The sequence below is a fragment of the Streptomyces sp. JK94 genome (assembly GCF_053613315.1).
The window spans coordinates 15,484-38,274 of sequence record NZ_JBSICH010000046.1; the positions used below are offsets into that span (position 1 = coordinate 15,484).

Below are 22,791 nucleotides of genomic sequence, written 5' to 3' on the forward strand. Positions count from 1 at the left end.
CAGCAGATACCGCACCGGCCGGGCGCGGAACGTCGACGGAGGCAGCGAGGAGATCGCGGCAGTGCCGTCGTGAACGCCGCCCCGGCACTGGCCACCGCCGTTGGTGCGATCCGGCCCGCGAGGCGCTCGTGACCACGGGGGAGCCGGAGGAACCCGGTGCGGCACAGGCCGGGCACGCGCGGCGGTCACCCTTGAGTGGGACAGCCCTTCCAGCCGAACGGGGCCGGCCCCCGGCGGACCCTGCGCAAGCCCCGCAAAGCCATGGACGACCAAACATCTATTATGAGTCTTATTCTTCGTTAGAACAGTAATTCACCCTTTTTATCGGCTCGTTGGGTCCCGGACGATGACAGCCGTCAGCACTTCGACGAAGGGTGATTTCGGTATGGCAGATTGGGTGAAGGTCACGGGCGCCCTCAGCGCCATCTCGGCGGGGTCCAGGACGACGGTGTGGGGTGTGAACGCCGGCAGCGCCATCTACCGGTACAACAACTACGACGGCAATCCGTGGACCGGCATCCCCGGCGGGTTGAGCGACATCGGCGCGGCCGCGGACGGCACCGTGTGGGGCGTCAACGGCGGCCACCAGATCTACCGCTACGTCGGAGACAGCGACGGCGCGAATCCGTGGAAGGGCATCGCCGGCAGCCTGGCGCGCATCGACGCGGGTTCCCGGACGAACGTGTGGGGGTGAACTCCGCGGGTGCCATCTACCGGTACCAGAACTACGACGCCACACCGTGGATCAGGATCCCGGGCGCACTCAGCGACATCGGCGCCGGAGCCGACGGCACCGTGTGGGGCGTCAACGGCGGCCACCAGATCTACCGCTACAAGGGGGACCAGGACCCGTCGGATCCGTGGCAGCACGTCCCCGGCAGTCTGAAGCGCATCGCGGTGGGCTCCCGGACGAACGTGTGGGGCATCAACCCGGCCGGCAGCATCTACCGGTACACCAACAACGACGCCGGCGGCACCAGCCCGTGGGTCAGGATCCCCGGCACCGCCACCGACATCGCCGCCGGCGCCGACGGCACCGCGTGGCACGTCAACGCCGGCGGTGACATCTACCGCTACACCGGCGACCAGCCCAGCTGACCCCGGCCCCACCGGGCAGGCGAGCCCCCGGCCGGACCAGGCCGGGGGCCCGCACGGCCGGGTCCGGCTCCTGCGTTGCCCCGACGGGGACGCGGCCGGCAGGGCAAAGAACGCGGCCGGCCGGGCGCCGGGCATGCCGGTGGGCCCCGGACACTGTCCGGGGCCCACCGATGGCCTGCGTCAGCTCGTGCTGCCTACCAGCGATACCAGCGATACCAGCGATACCAGCGGTCCTTGCGGCCACCGCCGTCCGGGGAACGGACCACGAAGCCCAGCAGCAGACCACCAGCACGATCACCGCGATCCACCACAGCGCCTTCAACGCGAAGCCCGCGCCGAACAGGATGAGAGCCGGCAGCAGAACGAGGAGCAAGGGAACCATGTCCATCGACCTCCGCCGCTCCTCGTGCCCGGCACCAGGGGGAACACGCGCTGCGACCCTCAACTACGGACGTCGATCCGGTGGTGGGCGGCGTAGTCCCCCAGGTACTGCACCCCCGTGTCCCGGCTCACCCAGCAGCCCGCCTGCCGCGGGATCGGCAGGCCCGGCAGTGCGGAGAAGCGGCGGGTGGTGTGCAGTTCGAGGTGGTCGTAACGCCCGCTCCAGCTGGCCCCGACCTCTCTGGCGCCTTCCAGGACGACGGCGGGCAGGCCGGGGCGGCCGAGCACGGCGGCCGCGGCCAGGCCGCTGGAGTCACCGCCGATGACGACGGCCGGCAGGACGTTCTCGGAACCGTTCCTCGTGTTCATCACCAGGTGCAACGATCCACCGTCGGCAGGGCCACTGTTGCCCTCGGAGCCGGCGGTGACCAAAAGGCGCATCGCCGTGCCCGTCACGCTCCGGCGTACCCCCAGCCCGACGGGCGGTTCCGAGAGTTCCCCGCGAAGGCGTCGCGCCGCGGGTGCCGTCGCTGCGGCGGACGCGGGGTCCGGGGACGGTGCCGGGCTGTGCCGCACTCCGGTCGGCGAGGCGGCCGGTGCGACCGTCGTCGGCCCGGACCCGTGTCCGCCGCCCCGTCCCGTCCGGCCGGCCCTCCCGGCACCGGCAGACCCGCCCGGGACCAGCCCGCTGCCCGCGCCCCGCCGGTCACCCGGGCGGATACGGGAACAGTCCGTCAGCTGTAGGGCCCCCACCGGCGTCCCAGGGTGTCGTACGTGTACCGCGGCAGGCCCTCGATGGCGCTGGTGCGGAACGGGCGGCCGTCGTCGTCGATGCGCACGGTGCCCTCGAGGCCCTGGGAGGACCAGTCCAGCTCCAGGTACCAGCGGCAGTCGCACGAGACGGTCCCGGCCGTGACCAGCAGCACTTCGGGGTCCTTCGCCGAGACCCGGTAGGGCATGCGTACGGCCGGGACCGGCGTGCCCGAGTCGTTCCCGGCGACCGCGCGGGCGAGGGGACGGTCCTTGTCCAGGTCCACGGCGAAGTACCGGGGAGTGAGCGAGCCGCCGCAGCCCTGGTCCATGGCGTAGGCGCTGCCCACGGCCGGTGCCGTACGGCCGACCACGCGCACGCGCAGCGCCTCCAGCACGACGGCCGTGTCGCTGCGCCCCTGCACCGACAGCCGCACGAGCGTCTCGCCGCCGTGCACCGCGCCCTGCGTCGCCGCCCAGGGCGCCGCGTCCTGCGGGGCAGGGGGAGGGGGGACCTGGTCCGGCGGCTTGGCGATGACGTAGTCGTGACCGCAACCGTACTTCCAGGCCTGGGAGTCGACGGACCAGGCGAGCGGCGGCCCGGCGGGCCGCCCGCCGCGGGGCGGGGCGGATGTCGCGCCGGGCGGGTGTGAGGTGTCCGGCTTCTTCTCCGGGGTGGCGGAGCCGGAAGGCCGCTCGGAGGCGGGGGCGCCGCTCGGGCCGGGTGAGGCGCCCCGCCGCTCGGGCGCCCCGGACCCCGCCGTACCGGACCCCGCCGTACCGGACCCCGCCGTGCCGGACGCCGCCGTACCGGTGGTCCGGGCGGGACCGTCGGCGGACGCCCGCCGCCCGTCCGGCAGCGCGGACAGGGCCCCGAGCGTCGCGAGCGCGGTACCGGCGCAGGCCAGCCCGACGACGAGACGTCCACGGCGGTACCAGGGGCGGCGCGGGAGCGGGGGCGCGGGCGCGCCGGGCGGGCCGGGCGCGGGGCCTGCTTCGGCCACCGGACTGCTGGTGGCCTGCGGCGCGGTGTCCGGCGTGGCGACCGGGCCGCCGCCGGCCTCCGGCGCGGGGCCCGGTCCGGTGACGTCCTCCACCGCCGCGTCCGGTCCGTCCACCGCGTCGTTCACGGTTCGGGCCGCCGTGGTGTCGGGCGCGCCCGACACCACTCCCGCCGTACGGGGCCGGCGGCGGGCTGCCACTGCCCGGAGCCAACGGCGGTGGAGTTCCAGGCGTTGCTCCGCGGGCGCTCCGCACAGGGCCGCGAAGCGTTCCACGGGGGCGAAGTCGAGCGGCACCGCGTCGCCCGCGCAGTAGCGGTGCAGCGTCGAGGTGTTCATGCCCAGACGGCGGGCCAGTGAGCCGTAGCTCCGGTCGGTGCGCTCCTTCAGCGCCCGCAGTAGCGCCGCGAACTCCGCCACCTCGTCGATGCCGTCGCCGCCGTCCTGTGCCGACACAGGTCCCCCCCCGTCCTCGTACGACCCCGGCCGGCCTGGGACGGCGTCCCAGGCACCCCATGTACCTGCACGTCAGACGGGCTGGGATGGTTCCACCGCGCCCGATCGGCCGGCGTCTGTTGCGCCCGGCCGCTGCGACCGCTGATGCTCTTGGTACCGCACCGACCAGGCCCGGGCCGACCAGCCGGCCTCGTCGCGGCATCCATGTCCACGCACCTGTCCACCCGGGGGGAACACCCATGTCCATGCGCATCCGAACGAGCGCTCTCACCGCGCTCGCCGTCGCCGCCCTCGCGGCGGGCACGGTCCTCACGGCACCGGTCGCCGGCGCCGCACCGAAGGCCGCCGCGCCCAAGTTCCTGTCGGCGTCCCAGCTGCCGCCGCACCCGACGTCGTCCTGGACCGCCGGGCCGGTCACCGAGGGGTTCCCGGAGGAACTCGGCTTCTGCGTGAGCACGGAGGGCGTGCTCGACTACGACTACCGGCACCGGCAGTTCCGGACCGACCTGGACACCGGCGCCGTGCAGCTGACCGTCGTGACGGGCACCGCCGCCCAGGCCAAGGCCCTGGCGAAACATTACGACGACCTGATCCGCACCTGCGCCGACCGCATCGAGGAGTCCTCGCCCGACGTCGAGGCCGAGGGCCGGTACTACGGCAAGCTGCCGGTCGAGGAGGGCGCCCGCGTCCGCGGCCTGCACACCGAGACGTCCTGGGGCGCCACCGACATCGCCCTGCTGTCGGTCGGGCGGGACGGCAGGGCCGTCACCGTCGTGAAGTGGGGACAGATGGGCGACTTCGAGGACGCGCCCGTGGCCGCCTTCAAGAAGACCACGAGCACGGCCGTCGACAAGCTGTACTGACCGGGCGGCCACCGGAAAGAGCCGGGGCCGTCCTCCCGTCACGGGGGTCGGAAGGACGGCCCCGCACCGGTCACGCCCCCGGTGCGCAGCCGCCGTACGTCCCGCACGAGCGCGTACGAAGCACTGAGGAGGATCACGGCTCCGGCCCCGAGCCGGAGGGCCGGCTTCCGCCGCAAGGTCCGGTCCTCGCCGCTTTGGGCGTCCGTGCCGTGACCCACCGCGGGCACGAGCGGGGTGCCGGCAGCGGCCGGTTCCGCACCGGACCGGGCTACGGGTGCCTGAGCGCTGCGGGTTCTACGCGGCCCGGTCCCAGCCGTCCTGGGACGGGTCCTCGTCGGATGCGCGTCGGGCGGCCTTTTCGCGGGCGCGCAGGACGGTCCAGGCCGGTAGGGACAGGCAGGTGAGGTACCAGGGCAGGGGCCATGCGGTGTCCCACCACGGGGTGCGGGGCGCGAGGAGCAGGTCGGTGGCGGCGGTGGTCATGCCGGCGGCGAGGCTCCAGCACAGCAGGCGTCCGGTCCGCTGGACGGCGCGGGTGGTGCGGTGTGGGGCGGGGGAGTGGCGGCGGGTGGGGCTGGAACAGGGCATGCGTCTGCCCGGTGCGTTCATCGGGGCGTGTCCTTCACAGCGGGGGTGGTTGCCGCGGGCTGGGGGACCACGCATGCAGGACGGGGCAAGTGTGCATTCCGTGAGGAGGTGCATGCCGGGGTGTCTCGCGTCCGTCACATGCTCTGAGACAACTTGTCTGGACAGCGCTTTCTGTCCATGACCGGCGACGATGGCCGGTGAGCGCTGCCCGGCAGCGCGCGGGGCAGGAGGGAACCTGGCCGAAAGAAGACGGCCGCTGACCTGCCCCTTCATGAAGAAAGCCCAGGTCGCACGGTTTCGGTCAAGATGCCTGCCGGATGCGGTAACAGAAGCATCAATTCCGCCCGTGACGCACGGTGGTTGAGGCGGTAAGGCCCTGATTTGGCATGCTGAAGCGGCGGGGCTGATTCCGGCCCGCATGCATATGACGTTCGAGGGGATGCCACGCCGGTTTGTGTGCTTCTTGTGACAGCTTGTACGTCGCCGGTGATCATCGTGGTCACTGGTTCTGACGGCCCGTCTGACTTCCCATGGGGGGAAGCTGGTGCACCCGCGTGCCGCGCGCGCCGTTTCGGCGTGCCGGAGAACACACGGAACCGCCGGCCCGGCCCCTCCGGCCAGGAAACCGACCCCTTCCTGTACGCCGCAGGCTGTTTCCGGCAGCGGCCGCCGACCGCGCGACAAGGTGGCACGGCCGCTTCGGCGCCGTACTCAGGCAGGGCCTCCGTCCTGTACCCCCCGAGTCAGGACGGAGGCCCGCCAGTCCTGTGCGGCGCTGGGGGAGACCACCGCGCACCGGACGGCCTGGAGCGCCGGGAACCTGTCGATGTGCGGCACCTGCCACGCCGACGACGTCGCCCGCAACGAAGCAGCCGCCGAAGCCGCCCGCTTCCAGGCCGCCGCGCCCTCTCGCTGCCGACGGCTTCCGCCCGGAGCAGGAGTCTCGCCGCGTCGGCCGCCAGGCCGAGGGCGTCCGCGACCCGCGTGGCGTAGGACGGCTGCCGAGGCAGCGGGAACAGCAGGAGCTCGCCCAGGAACAGCGCTGTCGCGCCCAGCGCCAGTCCGCCCAGCCGCTCGGGCAGGGTGGCGGGGGCGTAGGGAGGAAAACAGGCCAGGATGCGGCAGAGCTGCAGCCCTGGCACGACGCTCGCGAGCCGCGGAGCGCACACCGCGCCGAACGCCAGGACGAGAGCCACGAGGAGCAGGCCGGCCGCCGCCCAGGTCGTCACCGCGAGCGCGGTGCCCAACGCGATCAGGGCGGCGGCGGCCGGCGCGGCGCGCAGTACGCTGCCGGCGCGGTGGCGGCCCGAGCCCGGCAGGGGAGACAGGACGCCGAAGGTGAGGGGGGAACAGGGCGTACCGCGCGAGAACCGGCCGGTCCGGGAGGTACGCCGCGGGGGAGGACCCGGCCCGTCCACGCCGCAGCCGGTGACGTCGGCACACTCGCGGTACAGCTGGTCGTTGCCCGCGGGGGCGCGGCGGGGCCCGGCCCGCGATGCCCGTGCCGCCCGGCCCACCTACCTCATTCGAGCCACAAGGCATGCAATTGCACGCCGAGCCGCCCGTACCGGCGTAACGTTGTCCGTGAAGAACGACGGGCACGGGGGAGCGCAGGCATGGATGTCGACTTCGACGCCTATCCGTACGGTGCGCGCTACACCGCCTATCTCGATCACCTCTTGCACTGCACCGAATGCGGCGCCACGCGCTGCACGGTGGGCGCAGACCTGTGCACCCGCTACCTCGCCACCGCCGGCCGCTCCGGCCCGCGCGGGGCGGCTCTTTCCGGCCCCGGGGACGAGGACGGCGAAGAGGAACCGCACTGATCCTCCCCGCCGCCAGGCGTCCGCGTCTGAGCGGGCGGGCGGACGCGGGGCGATCCGGGTGGGGAAGGCATCGGACATGACGTGGACGCCGCCCGAGCCGCTGCTCACCGCCCCTGCGGCCGGCCCCGGCCTGCCGCCCGGCGCCGCACAGCCGGAAGGGGACGCCACCGCGCCCGGCCAGGGGACGCCGCACCCCGGACGGTGAGTCAGTGAGGGACGCACCCCGGCCGCCGCCGGTGTCCGCGCTCCCACCTCGGCGGTATGGGCACGTCAGCGCATGCTGTCCGGCGTCCCCCGGACGGTGGTGGCGGCCGTCAGGGCAAGGACGGCGAGATCGTCGCGCAGCTGCTGGCCCCACCAGCGGTGGGCATCGTCCATCAGGGTGGCGGCCACATGCTCGGCAAGGCCCGTCGTACCGGCCGGCGGCTGGGAGGCGAGGACGGCCGCGAGATCTTCCGGCTCGCGCTGCTTCAAGGAACCGGCTCCCTCGGTGAAGCCGTCGGTGTACAGCACCAGGGTGTCGCCGGGCAGCAGTTCCACCTCGGTGACCGGGTGGTGCGGCGCCTCCAGGACGCCGAGCAGAGCGCCCCGCGTCTCCAGGAGCACCGTGTCGCCGTTGGCCCGGCGCAGCAGGGGCGCGGGGTGGCCTGCGCCGGCGATCCGGAGACGGGCGGGAGTGCGGGCGGTGTCGATGACCACGTAGACGAGGGTGCAGAAAGGGGTGCTCTGGCGGCGCAGCGCGGTGTTGACGAGGTCGAGGACATGGGCGGGGTCGCTGGAATGCTGAGCGCCGGCCCACAGGGTGTGACGGACCAGGCCGGTGATGGCGGCCGCGTCCGGACCCTTTCCGCAGACGTCCCCGAGAACCAGGACGTGGCACCCGTCGGGAGCGGTGAAGGCGTCGTAGAAGTCGCCGCCGATGTGCAGATGCTGACCGAACGGCGCGTAGCGTGCGGCCAGATCGAAGCCCGGCAGGTCGGGCAGGCGGGGCGGGAGCAGGGGACGGGCGAGGGCGCGGGTCGCCTCGCTGAGGCGGTTGAGCAGGCGGTCCTGTTGTGTGCCGACGGCTATCTGGTCGGCGATGTTCTCCAGGACCGCCAGGACGGAACCGGGCAGCGCCAGGCGCGTGGTCAGCGACAGCACACCGGTCAGCTCACCGCCGGAGACGAGCGGGAAGGCGGCGAACGATCCGGGACCGCCCCCGCCTCGGAAGGCGTCCGGGTCTGTTCGGGGCGGGGTGTCCAGGTGCGGGCGACGCGTCGCGACGACCTGTTCCACCATGGCGCGCTGAGACGTTCCGCAGAAGGAGGTGCCGGCGGCCTCGGCGTCGTCGGCGCAGACGAAGTGGTCCAGTTCGCCCCGGTGGTTCAGGCTCCAGATGCAGACGCGGTCGGCGCCCAGGCGGTCGGCGGCGGCACGCACACATGTGCGCAGGCGTGCGTCGAGCGGCCCTGGGGCCGTCATGGCGGCGGCGACCTCGGCGGTGAGCATCGCGTGGCTGGTGCGTTCGGCGAGTCTGCGCTGGGCGTGCAGGCGGTCGGTGACGTCCTCGGCGAGGACGAGGGTGCGGCTGCGGCCCTCGGAGTCCACGACCTGCCGGACAGCCAGGTGCAGGGCCTGGGAGGTGCCGTCGCCGCGGACCCGTTCGAAGACGGCGTCGGGCTCGGCCTCCCGGCGCCGGCCGGCGGCGGACAGGTGATGGTGCAGCGCGGTGCGCTGGTCCTCGGGAAACAGGCCGGTCACCGGCTGGTGCACCGAGTCCGGCTCCGTCAGCTCGAGAACGTCGGCGGCCCGCTGGTTCCAAGCGATCACCGCGTCACCCTTCAGCATGATCACGCCGATCGGGGCCTGGGACAGGAAGTGTCCCAGCAGCCGCTCCCCGAGCTGCCGGTCGATCGAGGTGGCCGAGGACAGACTCCGCTGGGCGGCGGACTGCGCTGCGGCGTGCACGTGGCGGCGGGTGAGCCTGGCCAGCAGTTCGCCCACCACCTGGGGCGTCCTGTGCTCGGCTTCTCCGCCCTCCAGGCGGCGGATCACATCGACGGAGAACAGAAGCGGAAGCACGGCGAGTTCGTCGCGGGTGGCAGGGGTGGCCGTCACGGCGACCGCGAGGTCTGCGGGGTGCGGCCGCAGGGAATGGACGACGCCGGCCGGCGCCGGGACACCCTCCCCGAGCAGCACCACTGTGGGCCGGCGCCGGCCGGGTGTCCCCCCGACATAGGCCGACAGGTCCTCGGGGACACTCTGGACGATCTCCGCAGTCGCGGCCAGCTCGGCGGTCACGGCATCGACCGTCCGCCGGGGAAGACCGACCAGCAGCAACAGGGGCAGAATCGAGTTCACGTCTCAGTCCCCGAGCAGAGGTTCGCCGAGCAGGGCCCTGCCGGTCCACACCCGCAGCAGGTCGGTCATCGGGGACATCACGTGGGCCGCGCGGGCGTCACGCAGCATGCGGTGCAGGGGCGAGCGTTCGCCGTAGCCGATCCCGCCGAGAAGAGTGAGCGCGTCGTTGACGGTGGCCTCCGCCGCGTCGGCGACCTCCGCCTTGGCCGAGGCCACCCCCAGGAGCGCTCCCGGCCCGTTGATCTCCGCCTCGGCGGCGGCGTGGTAGACCAGCCGCCGCGTTCGCTCCACGCGCGCCCACATGGTGCCCAGACGGTGCTGTACCACCGGCTGCTCGGCCGCGGACCGGCCCACCCGCATGCCCTTGCGCCGCAGCAGGTGCGTACGCGCCTCTTCCAGGGCCGCCGCGGCGACACCCAGGTAGGTACCGGCCATGGCCATCAGGAAATAAGGGGCCACGACCTGGAAGACGTACCAGATCTCGTCGCCTTCCTCCCCCAGCAGGCACCAGTCGGCGATCTCCGTTCCTCGCAGCTCCAGCCCACGTGAGGCGTTGCCGCGCATACCGAAGCCCTGCCAGGGCGCTCCCCACTCCAGTCCCGGCGCGGTGGCGTCGACCACCGTGCAGGAGAACTGCCCCGGCGGCTTCCCCGGCCCGGTGGCCAGAGTGGACACGACGTAGGAATCCGCGTGGCCGGCATTGGTCACGAAACTCTTCGCGCCGGTCAGCCGCAGCCGGCCGTCCCCGGCACTCTCCATGCGGGTCTGCGGCAGCCAGAACTCCCCGCCCGTCCCCGGCTCGGAGAGCGCCAGGGTCGTCAGATGCTCGCCGGCCGCGATCGGCTTCAGGTAACGCTCCTGCTGCCGGGGACCGGCCTTGGCCGCGATCACCGCGGAGCCGACGAGGTGCATACCGAAACAGATCGACGTCGAGGCACAGGCGCGCCCTGTCGCCTCGCCGACCTGCGCCACCGCCAGCAGCCCGTGCCCCATCCCCCCGTACTGGTGCGGCACCACCAGCCCGCCCAGCCGGGACCGCAGGGCGGCCATGCCCTTCTCGGGCCATCTGCCTTCCTCGTCCACAGCCGGGGCCTCGGGTGCGAGGACCCCCTCAGCGATCTCTCGCGCCATGGCCACCGCAGCCCCGAGTTCCACATGTACCACCGTTGCACTCCGTCACTTCATAGGGCCGCCCGGTCGACAGCGCGGGTGTGGGAGTCTCCCCCCGGGGCACGCGCCACCCACACGCGTGCCCCCGAAGCCTATGGCGTACGCGGCAGCCGCCGGCCCCGTGTGCGCACGACGCGGACGATGCCGCGCCGGACCGCACGGTCATCCGCCGGCAGCCGGCAGCCGGCCCAGGCACCGCCGGCGCCGGCGGCAGGCGGCTTTGCCGTGCGTCAGCCGCTTCGGCGGCGGTGCACTGGCCTCGCCGTCACGCCATCGCCGTGGACAACCGCACGTCGCTCCTCGGCCTCCTGCGCGAGCGGATGGGGCTGACCGGTGCGAAGAAGGGCTGTGACGCCGGTGCCTGCGGGGCCTGCACGGTCCTGGCCGACGGACACCGGATCGTCTCCTGACTGACCCTGGCGGTGCGGCTGGAGGGGGCCGAGGTCACCACGGTCGAAGGGCTGGAGGGGCACGGACGGCTGCACGCGTTGCAGCAGGCGTTCATCGATCAGGACGCCTTCCAGTACGGCTTCCGCACGCCGGGACAAGAGCATGTCCGGCATGTCCGGCATCGGCTGCATCGGCGAGGGGCACACCGGCTCGGCGGAGGAGATCCGGGAGTGGATGAGTGGCAGCCTCTGTCGTTGCGGGTGCTACGTCAACACCCGCCGGGCCTGCGCGGCGCACGACCGGAGGACCGACATGACCGAGGCGACCAATCCGTTCGAGGACGACGAGGCGCGGTTCGCGGTGCTCGTCAACGACGAGGGACAGCACTCGCTGTGGCCCGTCTTCGCCGACATACTCGAAGGCCGGACCGTCGTCCACCCGGACGACACGGCAGGCGTGCCTCGACCACGTCGACAGAGGGAGCCCGGCCCGCCTGGCTCGACCTCAGGAAGCGCGCGGCACAGACAGGGCTCACCGGATTCGACGTGAGGTGCGACAAGGGCGAGCCGGGAGAGCCGCGCCGCACCGTGGGAGGCACGGCCTCGGCCGCGCTCGTGCCCGCGCACCTGGGCCGTGTGGCTCAGGGGCTGGCGATGTTCCTGGCCGGGCAACGCGACTGCGACGCACGGGAGATCTTCAGTACGGCCCACGGCACGATGGCCCTGCGGTACGGGACACCGGTGGCCGGAGGGGCGGTCTGGGACCAGGTCGTGGACCGCGGTGAACTGGCGGGCGTGACATCGAGCGAACCGCACTCGGGATCGGATTTGCGCGGGCTGAGGACGGTCGCGGTCAACCACGGTGACCACCGGTGAGGCGCGAGGGCCTTTCTGTTGGTGCAGGTGTCGCAGTCCACACCAAACCGGAAGGCCCTCACCCGTTCAAGATCCCTCAGCCGAGACCTGGCTCACCCGTCCACGGCCTCCCGGGACCGGGCATCTAGGCCGCCCAGTGGGCGGGGCGCTCCAGCGGGTGGGGCACCTTCGTCCGGGCGTCGCCCCGTGCGGCGTTCAGCTGCGGCTGGGTGAGGAACAGCGCGCCGCGCAGATCCGCCCCGCGCAGGTCGGTGTCCCGCATGTCCGCGCCGATCAGGTCGGCGTCGCGCAGGTCGGCGGCGGACAGGTCGGCGGCGACGAGGAGGGCGCCGCGCATGCTGGCGCCGCGCAGCTTCGCGCCGCGCAGCCGGGAGCCCATGAGGTTGGCGCCCCGGTGGTTCTTCTTGCGTCCGGGGAGGGCCGCCCGGGTCAGCTCGCTGGCCTGCAGGAGCAGCGGGTTCACCTCGCCGCGCAGCGCGTCCACGTCGACGGCGAGCAGGGTCTCGGCCGTGTCCCGGGTGAGCGCGTCGATCCGTTCGTACGCGGCGCGCAGGTCCCGGTGGACGGGCCGGGCCGCGGGCAGGTCCAGCGCCTGCGCGGTGTACTTCAGGAGCTCCTGGAGCTGCCGGACGACGGGGAAGACCTCGTACATCGCGCGGGCCGTGTCCGGCTCCTCGCGCCAGCTGACGCCCTTGAAGGTGACCTGGGAGACCTTCTGGCCCGCGCCGAAGCAGTCGAACACCGTGCAGCCGTTGTATCCCTTGTCACGCAGCCGCTCGTGGATCCCGCAGCGGAAGTCCTCCTGCAGGTTCCCGCACGGCGTGCCGGCGGACTTGTTCACCGGGAAGTCCGACGAGCGCGAGAAAGGCAGCGCCACACAGCACAGACCGAAGCAGCTTCCGCAGTCGGCTTGCAGGTCGGGCTGGACGGCGTGCGAGGTTCGCTCGGTCAAGACGGTGACTCCTGGTGCGGCGGGCGGCGGCGTGTGGCCGTACGCCCCCATTGTCCCCCGAGCAGACTCCGTCCGTACGAGGACTGCGACGGTACGAGGGGCCCGGGGATGCCGGACCGGACCGGGGGCGCGGGGGCGCGGGCCACGGCCTGGGACGCACGGTGCCCGGGTCATCACTCAGGGCGGCCTTCCCGGACCGCCCGGCGGACCCGGTCCCCAGGCACTCGGCGCGAGAGGTGGCCGCTGACCTGGGATAACGGGACTTCCCGCGCTTCCAACAGTCACACGGAAGGAAGGCATCTCGCCAGCAGGGGTCTCCCCGGCCCGGCTCCCCGTGCCCTTCAGTTCCGAGCCCGGCGCCAGCCGCCTGCCTCAGTCCGTGGGCCCCGTACCGGGGCGTAGTCTCGGCGGCCATGAACAGTCAGTCCGACGACGGACCCCCGGCGGGCCGGCGCCGCACCAAAGCGAGCAAGGGCGATCTGCGGGAGCAGGTGCTGTTGCGGACCGGGACCACTGAACCGGAGCCTCCGTCGGCTCGGTGGTGAAGTCGGCCGGGTGGCGAAGTCGGCCGGGTGGCGAAGTCGGCAGACGGTCAGCCGCTGTGGCCGTCCTCGCGATGCTCGCCGGCGCGGAAGGCCCGGCGGGACGCCAACCCTCCCACTGCAGGGATGAACGCGAACACGGCCGCGTCCTGTGCTGCCTGTGACCACGGCAGCCCTGCTTGCCAGTGCCGCAAGCCCAGGAACATCACGAACCCCACCGCGTAGGCGGCCACCGCGCGCCCGACAAAGCCCCACCTCGTCATGCATGGCGTCTACCCGCCATGCCCGCCTCATCGAGCGGGACGAGCACTCACATGGCCGGCCGTCCCGCCCAACCACGCGCAGACCTTCGAGGGCAGCGGCAGCCGCGAACTCGCCCCGGTCCTCGGGAAGAACCACCGTTCTTTCCTTGCGCAACCCGGTCCCAGCCGTCCTGGGACGGGTCTTCGCCGGGTGCGCGTCGGGCGGCCTTTTCGCGGGCGCGCAGGACGGTCCAGGCCGGTAGGGACAGGCAGGTGAGGTACCAGGGCAGGGGCCATGCGGTGTCCCACCACGGGGTGCGGGGTGCGACAAGCTCGGCAACGAAACGGCGGCGGCCGGCAACACCCCCCGCACGGGGGAGACCTGGACCGACTACAGCCAGCTGGCCGGCATCACCGCGGGCGGCACGACCTACGACCTCGTCCACGCCGGCACCACCAACGCCGAACGCACCAAACTCGGCGCGACCTGGTTCCACCACACCGCCCTCGGCCTCGCCTCCACCACGACGAACGGCGTCGACACCGGATTCATCCGCGAACCGGCGGGCACCTTGAACTCCATGACGACTGGGGGGGGAGGTCCTACTACTACCTCACCGACGCCACCGGCAACGTCCTCGGCCTCGCCGACGACACCGGCAAGCGCACCCACACGTACGCCTACGGCCCCACCGGCCTGCCGCGCACAACGCCGACCGAGGCCGTCCCCCAGCCGTACCGCTACGCGGGCGCGTACGCCGACCCGACCGGCCTGTACAAGATGGGCCACCGCTACTACGACCCCACCCTCGGCCGCTTCACCCAGCCCGACCCCTCCGGCCAGGAAACCAACCCCTATCTCTACGCAGCAGGCGACCCTATCGACAACACCGACCCGACTGGGCTGGCACCTTCTGCTGGCGAGATCACCGTGGTCACTCTGGGCGTCATCAGTATGGCAACGGGGGTGGGGGGTGCCCTGGCGACGGGTGTCGTCGTAGCAGAAGTGCTCGGGGGCATCAGTCTCACGACCGGTATCGCAGGCGGGGTCGGTGGTGCCGCCTGCATGTTCTCGGACGGATGCTAGTCATGAAGATCGCCAGCTACCTGTTGCTCGCGGTGTCCCTGATCGCCATGGCCGTGGCCAACGGTGTGGTGATAATCAGTGAACAAGGATCACCTCGCCGTCGGTCCGCACAGAAGGCGGCCCTGATCACCGCTCCTTTCGTCGCACTCGGTAGCGTCGGCGTACTGGTGACCTAGTTAGCTTCGCGGCCGACAAAGCCTTCACAGTAGGGTTCACGTATTTCACCGGAGGAGCGGGTGCTGTCCCCTGTGCTGTCGGCGGAGCTAGGGAGAGGTATCCCAGTGGAGGCGGCAACAGACGGCATCGCCATGGCATACAAGGGCCTTGGTGGAGTGGCCACTTGGGTGATCGTCGCGATCATCGTGCTGGTCGTGGCCTGGGTGATCATGAGCGTCTTCCGTCGCAACCGCTCGTAGTCCAACTAGCCATCTTCACGCCCGCTCAACGACCTGAGTGACTGCGAATGTGGGATGGCTTCCGACCGCACGCGGATCAGCCCTGCCAGCAACGTGGGCAGGGCTGATCACCGCGTCGATGAACTACATAGTACTGTAATGGTGCTTGTGCTGACTGCTGACTGGTTTCAGGGGACTGTGTCCGCGCCGCTTGTAGTGACTGACGCGGGCCTGACGTTGTCGTCTGCGGCGCCATGTCGACCAGTGCAGGATGTGGTCGATGGGTGCGGGCTGGCGGTCGGTGAGTCGGGTGATCAGCCGTGGTATCTCGGCGAGGCTGAGGTGGATGAGCTGGGAGGATCTCCGCATCCAACTCTCGGGCCCGCAGGACGCTCAGGCAGGCGTGGGCGGCCATGGCCAGCGTCATGTGGCGGTGCCAGCCGGGATAGCGGCGGACCTGGTAGTCGTCCAGGCCGCGAAGAACGAATGCGGCCTGGACCAGTACGAAGTACGCCGACATGTCGGCTGGATGCGGCACGTCACCCTGGCCATGGCCGCCCACGCCTTCCTCGCGGCCACGGACGGCCCAGGCGGCCTCAAAAGGGGATGCAGAAACGGTTTTGGCGCCGTGGTTCCGCTCACCGTGGCGGAAGTCCGCCGACTCCTGGCAACTCGCCCCGCGCTCAGGCCCGGCCGACCGCTTCGCATCCACGCGGTGAGCTGGTCGCACTGGCGGCGCAGACGCCAAGCCGTCGCCCGCCACTGCCACTACCGCAGACGAATCCACTCGTTGGAGGGGCGGTCCGTCAAGACCGCCCCTGACAGGCCATCAGCCAACTACACTCCGGACGACACCTCTGACCAGGCCAGATAGCGAACTGCTGCTGGAGTACTAGCCTTGAGGGCCGAAGACACGGTGTCCCCGCGCGGGCAGTCCTCGCGGGGACACCGTGTCTCACCGATCCGCCGCCTTCCTCAACAGCACCAGGTCGGCATCCGCCTGCTGGCCGGTCCGCACGGTGGCTGCCAGAGCGGACCGGGTACGCCGGTGGAAGGCCAGCAGCCCGACGAGGCCGACGGCGGCGAACCAGACCAGCTGAACGGTGAAGTCCACGGCGGACACGGTAGAGGAAAAGCCTGCGGCCGTCGCGGCCTGCATGGCACCGTAGGAGGGCAGCCAGCGCACCATGTCGCTGCCCGACCCTCCGCTGGCGAGGGGATTCTGCAAGCCCAGGTCCACGACACTGATCATCACAACGGCGAACATGCCCTCCACCTCCCGGAGCAGAATCGTGCCGAGGGCGACGCCCAGCGCGCCGTAGGTCATCGCTGTGCAAAACAGCGCCGCGCCAAGCAGCACGGGCTGTCTGGGCGACCAGAAGCAGCAGATGACCGCGGTGGCGTAGGAACAGACCACCACCGACGCGATGACCAGGCAGGCGACCTTTGCCAGTCCCAGCGGAACCCGGGGGAACCCGGCCATGGACAGACGCCGGTCGAAGGCCCCGTTGCTGAAGGTCGCCGCGAACATCATGAACCCGGTGATGAGCGTGACCCCGTTCAGCGCCCCGGTGATCTGGGTGATCTTGTCACCTCCGGCGGTCAGCACGTGACCGGTGCCGTGCAGCCGGAACTGGACCGGCTCTTTGGCAATGGCCCAGCCCGTCATCATGACCCACACCGGCAGAAACACCGCCACGAGCAGCATGGCGAACCGGTTCCTGGCGTGCTCCACCAGGCCATAACGCGTGGCGATCCTCAACAGCCGCATCCCGCGTCTCACCGTACGTCCTCCTGATGTCCGTACAGCACGCCGTCCCGCAAGCGCCACACCTGATCGAGCCGGTCGGTGTCGTAGGCCAGGTGCGAGACGACGAGGACCGATCGGCCGGCCGCACGCAGGTCTCCGACCAGATCCCAGAACCGCAGGTACGTCTCCCAGTCGAAGCCCTGGTACGGCTCGTCCAGCAGCAGCACCTGCGGGTCGTGCATCACCGCGAGCGTCAGGTTCAGCTTCTGCCGCGTGCCGCCACTGAGCGTCCCCGCCAGGGCGTCGGTGTACTGGGTGAAACCCAGGATTTCCATGACCTCCTCGGCCCGTCGCAGATCCGCAACGTCATAGGCCGCGGCGAAGAAGTCCAGGTGCTGGCGCACTGTGAACGCGTCGTTGAGCACCACCTGCTGCGGGCAGTACCCGAACCGCCCACCGTGCCGGACCGTGCCCCGGTCCGGTCGCAGTTCCCCCGAAAGGATCTTCAGCAGCGTCGACTTGCCCGCCCCGTTCTCGCCGACGATGCCCGCCACCGACCCCGCGGGCAGCGCCACGTCGACACCGCGCAGTACCCTCCGAACGCCGTAGGAATGATGGACTCCCTCTGCCTCCATCAACGCCCCCTCCTTCGGCCCCGCTGTGGGCCCGATGGATATCCCACAACTGCCAACGAACCAACGGCCACAAAGAAACGTGGCACGGCGGGACCGGCCGTCACAGGGAGATCCTTGTGACGACGAGTGACGACGAGATGGGCGGGGTGGAGCGCAGTGCGCGAGATCGGGGCGCACTCACCGCTGTTGCGCGGGGGGCGAGGACCATCGCACGGGACACCAGTTCCCCGGGCAGCCACGGGCGCCTTCCCCGAGCCGGACACCGCGGCCGGCGGCGTACCGCGTACTCGACGAGCAAGCCGGCCGCGATCTGCCTGGTTCACGAGTACGCGCGCCGGCCGCCGGCCGGGATCGACGCCGTCGCCTACAACCCGGGGTTCGTCCCCAGCGCCGGCCTCGCCCGCAACGCAGGACCCGTCTCCCGGTTCGCGGTGCGCCGCATCATGCCGGTGACGACCCTCACCCCGCTCGCCACCAGCCGCAGCGCCGTGGGCCGCTACCTCGCCGACGTCGTCCTCGGCGCGACCCAGGCACCGTCCGGCTCCTACGTCGACCGCAGCCGTGCGGACCGCTCGTCGCAGGATCTACGACCCGCAGCGCGAAGGGGAGCTCTGGGGAGGCCGCCGAGCGGTTCACCGCGGCGTACGCAGCCAGGGCGGACACGTTCTCGGGCGACGTGCCGAGCGGTTCACCCCGCACCATAGTCGCCGTCCAGGACATTCGCGAGGTGCCCGACGAGCACCGGGCCGTGGTCGATGCGGCAATGAACGACAAGCTGCGCGCGGCGCTCCACAAGGTCTGGGGCGAACCGGGCCCGGCACCGGTGCAGCGCGGCTCTGTCCCGCTGATGACGCAGGAGTTCCGCGCCGCCGTCGCCCCAAGCGGCGTCCGACCCAGACGACACCGAAGGGGTACAGGTACCGGTATGGCGGCAGAGCGATCCGGTGGCCGGCCGTCGTCGCCCGGGCCCGGGCGAAACAGCTTTTGCGCTGTGTTCACCCGTATGGCCTGCTGTGATGGCGGTGGTTGCGCAGTCCGGCGAGGGTGGTGTGGGCTTCGCCGTCCACGTAGGCCGAGCCTTCCGACCGACCCTGAGGGAGCTTTGCCATGTCTGAACGCAACACCGTCATCCGCAGCCTGCATGATCTCGGTCTGGCCGCCTGGTTCGGGGGCTCGCTGATGGGAGCGGTAGGCCTCAACGGCGCGGCCCAGAGCGAAGGAGGCGCGGAGACGAGCCGTGACCGGATCTCCTCGTCGGGCTGGGCGAAGTGGACGCCGGTCAACGCCGCCGCGATCGGGGCACACCTGTTCGGCGGTGGCGGGCTGCTCGCCGTGAACGCACACCGTGTCGCCAACCAGCAGGGCGTGGGCGCCTCCACCGCGGTCAAGACCGTCGTCACCGCAGCGGCCCTGGCAGCCACCGCATACGCCCGCGTCCTGGGCAAAAAGGTCGAACTGGCCTCCTCCATCGACCCCGGCGACGCCGAACAGGCCGAAAAGCACCCGATCGACCTCGCCAAGGCACGGCGGCAGCTCGCCACCGTCCAGTGGGCGGTGCCGGCCCTGACCGGATGCCTGGTCGTGCTCAACGCCCTGCACGGCGAACAGCAGCGCCCGAGTGAGCAGATCCCCGGCATGTGGGAACGGACCCGTTCCATGACCCACCTGATGTCGTAGTGGACGCGGCAGGGCCAAGAACAGGGCCGCAGCCGCAGCGGTGACGGCGGACTCGACCGCAACGGGTTGCACGAACGGCTGAATCGCAGGCTGATCAGGCGGTACGCGGCCGTCGCCCCGCCGCCACTCCGATGAGCGATCACGGCGAGCGGCAGCACATGGGTGGTGTGAGCGCCCGTAGCTTCACCGGGCGCTCTACAGCGGGCGACGGCCGGTGACGGCGCCGCCGGACGCCTGTCCAGCCGATAGAGGGCACCGCCTGCTGCGCGCAGAACCGCGGGCAGTGCTCGCCCGCGGGTGTGTTGTCGGGCTGGTTGTCCTCTCGGGAGGGAAGTTGCGACGTGGCGTCCGGCCCGGAGGCAGGCAGACGGCGGTATGACCGGGAGAGCGAGGCAAGGGGGGAGGCGTTGTGCAGCGACTACCTCGCTGGCGCCCGAGCCCGACCCCGGTCTGTCCTTCCCTCTCGCAGGGGTGCGGACCGGTAGAGCCCCTGCTGGACGCAGTAGCCCCTTTCTCCCGCGAGCCCGGGGCGCCGAGAGCCATCGTGCGTGCCGCCTGGGCGGCCCGGGCCGGAGACGTCGTCCGGTGACAACCCCGTTCCGTGACGTCGCGGGGCGGTGGGCTGGGCTGTGACCCGTCCTTGACGTGGATGCGAGCGCGCCTCAGGCCATGGCACGAGTGACCGCCGTCGGCTCCGGGACCGTCATCGCACAGGAATCGGAAAATCCCCCGGGTACCCGTCGGGTCGGAGGTGGAATACCGTCATGGACGGTGTTTTCCGGCCGCCTCTTCCGTGGTGAATGTCTCTGTGGAAATGTGGTGCGGCGCCCGGTCAGAGGGAGGAACGTGCGAGCGAACACCGTGTGCGTGATCGGAGCCGGCCCTTCTGGTCTGGCCGCGAGCAAAGTGCTGGCATCAAGAGGCATTCATTTCGACTGCTATGAGGCCGGATCGGGGATCGGCGGACTCTGGCGTTTCGGCAACGACAACGGCATGTCCGGGATCTATGAATCCTTGCACACCAACATCTCCCGGGACGGCATGGCCTTCGGCTCTCTGCCCATGCCGGACGACTGTCCAGTCTTTCCACACCACCGTCAGGTGCTGGCCTATCTGGAAAGTTACGCGCGTACGTACTCCCTGTACCGGCACGTGAGATTCCGTACGGAAGTGACCGCGGCGCGGCCCCGTCCCGACGGTGACTGGGAGGTCGTCCACCAGAGGCGCGGCGAACCGCGGGAGGAGACCAGCCGTCACACGGCGGTCATCGTGGCCAACGGGCACCACTGGGATCCCCGGTTCCCAGATCCCCCCATCGCGGGCGCCGACACGTTCGAGGGCCCCGTGGTGCACTCGCATGACTATCGCATCCCACGTCCGTATGCGAACAAGCGGGTGCTGGTCGTCGGTATGGGGAACTCCGCGTGCGAGATCTCCGCCGAGATCTCACGTACGGCGGCGCGGACCTTCCTGTCCACCCGTAGCGGCGCTCATGTGATCCCCAGGGTGATCCTGGGGCGGCCCGCCGACCGCCTCGCCGCGAGTCCGCTGACCGCGCTGCCCCTCTTCGTGAAACGCCCCGTGCTGGACCTGGCCCTCCGGCTAAGCCGCGGAAGGGTGACCGACTACGGCCTCCCGGAACCGGATCACAGGCTCCTGTCCGCGCATCCGACGTGCTCGGACGAGCTGTTCGTCCAACTGGTGCGCGGGGCGATCACGGTGAAACCGGGAGTCGCCACGTTCTCCCGCGACCATGCGGTCTTCACCGACGGGTCGCGGGAGCAGGTGGATGCCGTCGTGTACGCGACGGGATACAAACTGTCGTTTCCCTTTCTCAGTCCTTCGGTCTTCTGCGCCGAGGACGGCCGGACGGACCTCTATCTGCGCACCGTCCCCGTCGACCGCGCCGGACTGTACTTCATGGGGTTGGCGCAACCTTCCGGAGCGGCCTTCCCCCTGCTGGAGGAACAGGCGGAATGGATCGCCGACCTGATCGACGGCTCGGCGCTCCCGCCCCCGCCGGCGGAGATGGCCCGGGCGAACCGGCGCGAACGGCGACGCCACCTCAGGATCTACTCAGACAGCTACCGCCACGGGATCGAGGTCGACTGCCGAACCGTCCGGCGGGCCCTCGCCCGTGAACGCCGAGCGGGCAGGCGCCGACTGCGCGATGCCGCGCCCGCCGTTCCCCGCTCTCCGGGTCTTCCGGTCCCGGACCCCCGCCCGTCCGCGGAACCGGACACGGGAGACCGGCGGGGAATGCCGCCGGGATGTCTCCGCTGAACCGGAGGCCCGCCCCCCTCGGCCGGTGCCCGTGCCACCGGCGGGCCGCACCGACCAGCAGCCGCACGGCGTGCCGGCACCGGCACGCCGTACGGCGCAGTGGTTCGTCAGGACGTCGTCTCCGCCAGCGCCTCGCGCATGCAGATGACCAGGGCGTCGATGTCGGTGATCCGTGCCGGATCGGTGACCACGGAGAGGTGGCAGGTTTCCCGGTAGGGGACGACAGCCGTGACCATCTCCGTGCCGAGCAGCGGAGGCACTCCGTAGACGGCGGTGGCGGGCGCCCCCGCGATCGAGAAGGGACGACGACCGGCCGGAACGTTAGTGATCATGAAGTCGTGGCGTCGGCCCAAGCGGTTGAGGGAGGCCACCAGCGTCCTTCCGGGTACGAAGGGCGAGATCCTGGCAGCGAGGGCCGCCACGTCGGGAGGGCGATCGCCACCCGCTCCGGTGACCGCCGCCCGTGTCTCCCGCAGCGCGGAGTCGACGCCGTCGTGCCGGCCGGAGAGACGGAAGGTGGCGAAGGTGAGGTCGTTGCCGACGCCGGGTGCCGACAAGGGCCAGCGGCCCACCAGCGTCAAGACCGAGAGAGGCCGCGGGGATTCACCCGCGTATCGGGCCCGGTACCGCGCCAGCCCGTGGGCGATCGCGTGCATCAGTACGTCGTTGACGCTTCCGGCAGGGGCCCGGAGAGCCGTCCTGCGTAGCTGCTCCAAGGGGAAGGTGAAGGAGGCGTACTGGCGTGCCGCGCTGGCCCGGACGGTGGGGCGGTGGCCCGGGGACAGGAGCAACGCCGCCGGCCGGCGCCACCGGAGAGCCCGTCGCAGCCGGCCGCCATGCGCAAGGTGGGTGTCGTTTTTTCGGGGGGCGGGGGCGTCGATGTGGGAGGGCCGGCCGCGTACCAGGTCCACCAGGCGCAGGCCGTCGGTCAGGGCGTGCGCGATCTTCAGCAGGTACGTGCTGTTCCCGTCGGGACCGTCCATGAGGTAGGCCTGCCACGGGGCCGTGTCGGGCGGGAAGGAGGTGTCGACCAGATTGTGCACCAGGTGGTCCAGGCGCGGGTCGTCCGGCGGGTACGGCACGGCCACGTGGCTCACATGCCGTTCCACCCGGAAGTGGGGGTCCGGTTCCCACCGGGGCCGCCGACCGTCGGCGACCCGGCAGGCCAGACGGGGCCACGCGGCGATCAGACCGTGGTGCCACTCGACCAGTCCGGAGGGGTCCACGGCACCCTCCAGATGGGCGAGGACCGCCAAGGTCGCCCGGTGGGGAGCGTGACGCTGGAGTTTCCAGAACACCTGGTCCAGCGGTGCCATCCGGTGGGACGGCCCGGCCGTGTGCGCGTCGTCCATCGAGGGCCCTTCGTCGTCGGCGGGTGGATGCCGCGCGGGGTGAACGGGATTTTCCCCTCCTCTCCGGGCCCGCCTGCGGCCGCGCGCGCCATGACGGGCTGGTTCCGTCCGTGTGGCGTACGGACCGCTTGCGCC

19 protein-coding genes and 7 pseudogenes are annotated in these 22,791 nt (G+C 71.5%); 14 read left to right on the top strand and 12 right to left on the bottom strand.

What is annotated here, in order from left to right:
- Positions 1-385: 385 nt before the first annotated feature.
- Both ACVV2G_RS30790 and ACVV2G_RS30795 read left to right on the top strand, forming a co-directional pair.
- Entirely contained in the window at positions 386-694 is a 309-nt protein-coding gene (locus tag ACVV2G_RS30790; RefSeq protein ID WP_453846078.1) for a tectonin domain-containing protein, read from the top strand.
- Entirely contained in the window at positions 691-1,098 is a 408-nt protein-coding gene (locus ACVV2G_RS30795) for a tectonin domain-containing protein (RefSeq protein WP_453846079.1), read from the top strand. The genes ACVV2G_RS30790 and ACVV2G_RS30795 overlap by 4 nt, the downstream gene beginning before the upstream one ends.
- Before the next feature lie 194 nt (positions 1,099-1,292).
- Here the strand turns inward: ACVV2G_RS30795 and ACVV2G_RS30800 are convergent.
- From ACVV2G_RS30800 to ACVV2G_RS30810, 3 genes and pseudogenes are all read right to left on the bottom strand, one after another.
- Positions 1,293-1,480: pseudogene (locus ACVV2G_RS30800) on the bottom strand (hydrophobic protein).
- A gap of 59 nt (positions 1,481-1,539) precedes the next feature.
- A complete protein-coding gene (locus ACVV2G_RS30805; protein WP_453846080.1) occupies positions 1,540-1,848 on the bottom strand; it encodes an NAD(P)/FAD-dependent oxidoreductase in 309 nt (102 codons plus the stop codon).
- Between the two features lie 365 nt (positions 1,849-2,213).
- On the bottom strand, positions 2,214-3,686 hold the full coding sequence (locus ACVV2G_RS30810) for a helix-turn-helix domain-containing protein (RefSeq protein ID WP_453846081.1): 1,473 nt from the start codon (positions 3,684-3,686) through the stop codon (positions 2,214-2,216).
- Between the two features lie 239 nt (positions 3,687-3,925).
- Between ACVV2G_RS30810 and ACVV2G_RS30815 the strand changes: the two genes are divergently transcribed.
- Positions 3,926-4,549 carry a hypothetical protein gene (locus ACVV2G_RS30815; protein ID WP_453846082.1) on the top strand — a complete coding sequence of 208 codons (624 nt, stop codon included), beginning with the start codon at positions 3,926-3,928 and terminating at the stop codon, positions 4,547-4,549.
- Positions 4,550-4,843: 294 nt separating this feature from the next.
- Here the strand turns inward: ACVV2G_RS30815 and ACVV2G_RS30820 are convergent, their stop codons facing one another.
- Complete coding sequence (locus ACVV2G_RS30820) at positions 4,844-5,158, bottom strand: hypothetical protein (RefSeq protein WP_453846083.1); 315 nt, start codon at positions 5,156-5,158, stop codon at positions 4,844-4,846.
- A 1,595-nt stretch (positions 5,159-6,753) separates the two neighbouring features.
- Between ACVV2G_RS30820 and ACVV2G_RS30825 the strand changes: the two genes are divergently transcribed.
- Together ACVV2G_RS30825 and ACVV2G_RS30830 are read left to right on the top strand one after the other, a co-directional pair.
- Complete coding sequence (locus ACVV2G_RS30825) at positions 6,754-6,963, top strand: hypothetical protein (RefSeq protein ID WP_453846084.1); 210 nt, start codon at positions 6,754-6,756, stop codon at positions 6,961-6,963.
- A gap of 76 nt (positions 6,964-7,039) precedes the next feature.
- Entirely contained in the window at positions 7,040-7,168 is a 129-nt protein-coding gene (locus tag ACVV2G_RS30830; protein ID WP_453846085.1) for a hypothetical protein, read from the top strand.
- Positions 7,169-7,233: 65 nt separating this feature from the next.
- Here ACVV2G_RS30830 and ACVV2G_RS30835 read toward each other — a convergent pair whose 3' ends face one another.
- The gene (locus ACVV2G_RS30835; protein ID WP_453846086.1) at positions 7,234-9,306 is read right to left on the bottom strand and encodes a SpoIIE family protein phosphatase; all 2,073 of its coding nucleotides are present in this window, start codon (positions 9,304-9,306) and stop codon (positions 7,234-7,236) included.
- Between the two features lie 3 nt (positions 9,307-9,309).
- Positions 9,310-10,461 (bottom strand): acyl-CoA dehydrogenase family protein, encoded by a 1,152-nt coding sequence (locus tag ACVV2G_RS30840; protein ID WP_453846087.1) that lies wholly within the window; start codon positions 10,459-10,461, stop codon positions 9,310-9,312.
- A 263-nt stretch (positions 10,462-10,724) separates the two neighbouring features.
- Between ACVV2G_RS30840 and ACVV2G_RS30845 the strand changes: the two are divergent.
- The 3 genes and pseudogenes from ACVV2G_RS30845 to ACVV2G_RS30855 form a co-directional block, all read left to right on the top strand.
- Positions 10,725-11,151, top strand: a pseudogene (locus tag ACVV2G_RS30845) ((2Fe-2S)-binding protein); the annotation flags it as partial.
- A gap of 27 nt (positions 11,152-11,178) precedes the next feature.
- Positions 11,179-11,344: pseudogene (locus tag ACVV2G_RS30850) on the top strand (MbtH family protein); the annotation flags it as partial.
- Between the two features lie 67 nt (positions 11,345-11,411).
- Entirely contained in the window at positions 11,412-11,741 is a 330-nt protein-coding gene (locus tag ACVV2G_RS30855) for an acyl-CoA dehydrogenase family protein (protein ID WP_453846114.1), read from the top strand.
- 124 nt (positions 11,742-11,865) lie between these two features.
- On the opposite strand, the gene ACVV2G_RS30860 is transcribed toward ACVV2G_RS30855, so the two are convergent.
- Both ACVV2G_RS30860 and ACVV2G_RS30865 read right to left on the bottom strand, forming a co-directional pair.
- Complete coding sequence (locus ACVV2G_RS30860; protein WP_453846088.1) at positions 11,866-12,693, bottom strand: pentapeptide repeat-containing protein; 828 nt, start codon at positions 12,691-12,693, stop codon at positions 11,866-11,868.
- A 592-nt stretch (positions 12,694-13,285) separates the two neighbouring features.
- Complete coding sequence (locus ACVV2G_RS30865; RefSeq protein WP_453846089.1) at positions 13,286-13,498, bottom strand: hypothetical protein; 213 nt, start codon at positions 13,496-13,498, stop codon at positions 13,286-13,288.
- 293 nt (positions 13,499-13,791) lie between these two features.
- Between ACVV2G_RS30865 and ACVV2G_RS30870 the strand changes: the two are divergent.
- From ACVV2G_RS30870 to ACVV2G_RS30880, 3 genes and pseudogenes are all read left to right on the top strand, one after another.
- A pseudogene (locus tag ACVV2G_RS30870) lies at positions 13,792-14,564 on the top strand (RHS repeat-associated core domain-containing protein); the annotation flags it as partial.
- A gap of 2 nt (positions 14,565-14,566) precedes the next feature.
- Positions 14,567-14,740 carry a hypothetical protein gene (locus ACVV2G_RS30875; RefSeq protein WP_453846090.1) on the top strand — a complete coding sequence of 58 codons (174 nt, stop codon included), beginning with the start codon at positions 14,567-14,569 and terminating at the stop codon, positions 14,738-14,740.
- A 105-nt stretch (positions 14,741-14,845) separates the two neighbouring features.
- Entirely contained in the window at positions 14,846-14,980 is a 135-nt protein-coding gene (locus ACVV2G_RS30880; RefSeq protein WP_453846091.1) for a hypothetical protein, read from the top strand.
- 293 nt (positions 14,981-15,273) lie between these two features.
- Here the strand turns inward: ACVV2G_RS30880 and ACVV2G_RS30885 are convergent.
- A pseudogene (locus ACVV2G_RS30885) lies at positions 15,274-15,434 on the bottom strand (IS701 family transposase); the annotation flags it as partial.
- Here ACVV2G_RS30885 and ACVV2G_RS30890 point away from each other — a divergent pair.
- A pseudogene (locus tag ACVV2G_RS30890) lies at positions 15,429-15,678 on the top strand (IS701 family transposase); the annotation flags it as partial. The pseudogenes ACVV2G_RS30885 and ACVV2G_RS30890 sit on opposite strands and share 6 nt — an antisense overlap.
- Positions 15,679-15,914: 236 nt before the next feature.
- On the opposite strand, the gene ACVV2G_RS30895 reads toward ACVV2G_RS30890, so the two are convergent.
- Together ACVV2G_RS30895 and ACVV2G_RS30900 are read right to left on the bottom strand one after the other, a co-directional pair.
- On the bottom strand, positions 15,915-16,730 hold the full coding sequence (locus tag ACVV2G_RS30895) for an ABC transporter permease (protein WP_453846092.1): 816 nt from the start codon (positions 16,728-16,730) through the stop codon (positions 15,915-15,917).
- A gap of 8 nt (positions 16,731-16,738) precedes the next feature.
- Positions 16,739-17,254, bottom strand: a pseudogene (locus tag ACVV2G_RS30900) (ATP-binding cassette domain-containing protein); the annotation flags it as partial.
- Positions 17,255-18,451: 1,197 nt separating this feature from the next.
- Here ACVV2G_RS30900 and ACVV2G_RS30905 point away from each other — a divergent pair.
- Positions 18,452-19,021 (top strand): hypothetical protein, encoded by a 570-nt coding sequence (locus ACVV2G_RS30905; protein ID WP_453846093.1) that lies wholly within the window; start codon positions 18,452-18,454, stop codon positions 19,019-19,021.
- An 846-nt stretch (positions 19,022-19,867) separates the two neighbouring features.
- Positions 19,868-21,304 (top strand): flavin-containing monooxygenase, encoded by a 1,437-nt coding sequence (locus ACVV2G_RS30910; protein ID WP_453846094.1) that lies wholly within the window; start codon positions 19,868-19,870, stop codon positions 21,302-21,304.
- A 107-nt stretch (positions 21,305-21,411) separates the two neighbouring features.
- On the opposite strand, the gene ACVV2G_RS30915 is transcribed toward ACVV2G_RS30910, so the two are convergent.
- Positions 21,412-22,656 (bottom strand): wax ester/triacylglycerol synthase domain-containing protein, encoded by a 1,245-nt coding sequence (locus tag ACVV2G_RS30915; protein ID WP_453846095.1) that lies wholly within the window; start codon positions 22,654-22,656, stop codon positions 21,412-21,414.
- Between the last annotated feature and the right edge of the window lie 135 nt (positions 22,657-22,791).